This is a genomic window from Pseudoalteromonas sp. APC 3691 (assembly GCF_030408135.1).
Classification (GTDB): Bacteria; Pseudomonadota; Gammaproteobacteria; order Enterobacterales; family Alteromonadaceae; genus Pseudoalteromonas.
Window position 1 is genome coordinate 1 of the sequence record NZ_JASDCB010000149.1, and the last position, 1,009, is coordinate 1,009.

The 1,009-nt window shown below is 45.9% G+C and carries 1 protein-coding gene; it reads right to left on the reverse strand.

The window, feature by feature from the left end; translation table 11 throughout:
* On the reverse strand, positions 1 to 1,009 hold a 1,009-nt coding region (locus QL998_RS20655; RefSeq protein ID WP_290193397.1), incomplete at both ends, for an IS4 family transposase.

Sequence of the window (1,009 nt, forward strand, 5' to 3'; positions counted from 1 at the left end):
TTGGTATCTTTCCAGCCTCCTAACTTTGCCAGTTCCTGATACGCCCATGACATATTTGGAGCAGTTTCAGGCAATGGTGTTTTTATTCTCTTTAACCACAATAACTTCCATGCTTTGGGAGATAACAGTTGTTCACAACTTGGAGAATCAGGCTGCTCATTGGTGAACTTTAGTTGCAATATTCGCGTCGCAATAAAGCCATTAATCGTCACCAATCTTTCCATGTTATCTTGGCTTTGAAGGCGTAAACTTTCGATATCCGTGCCATCACTTTTCCAGACTTTATGGTATTCCTCTACAAGCCAACGGTGCTCATAGTAGCTGATGATAGCTAAGGCGTCTTCTTTGCTGGTGACTGGTTCACTGGTTAATAGGTGCCAGCTTAAGCCGTTCTCAGCGTTTCCTCTCTCTGCACTGCCGACATAGTAAACTGGGAGGGAGCGTCCTTTCTTATTGTAAGGCGCTTTGAGTGTCACTGGCGCATAGGTGATATCCAGTGTTGCGCTTCGGGCTTTTCTTCCTCCTTTTTGTGCAATGTGGATGTGTTTGGTGCCTGCACTCATCAGCTCGCTTGCAAACGCATAGAGCTTATCCTCACCTTCTTCAATATGACGACTTTGCATCGAGCGTACGACGAATCGTTGCTGCTCGGTCAGTTTATACTGCAAGTATTCGTAGATGTCCGCTTCGCGGTCACACACCGATATCACGTTCGCCATTTGTCCTTGCAGCCGCTCTGCCATCGCTCGTGACGCTGACTCCCACTTGTAACTTTCTTTTTCTTCGTAAGAAGTCGTCGCGTGTTTTTCTCTTTTTCCAATCGTGTTGATATCACGACTCCAGCGAGACTGTTCAATTAATCCCACAACTTGCTTTGTGTCTGGCGCAAACAGTAATACGCTATGAGCTAACAAGCCTCGTTGTTTTGCTCCTCGTCCGACATGACCCAAATCATCTCGAATGGAGGAATGTTTATAAATTAGTGTGGTCGTGTCTTCTAATGCGAGCA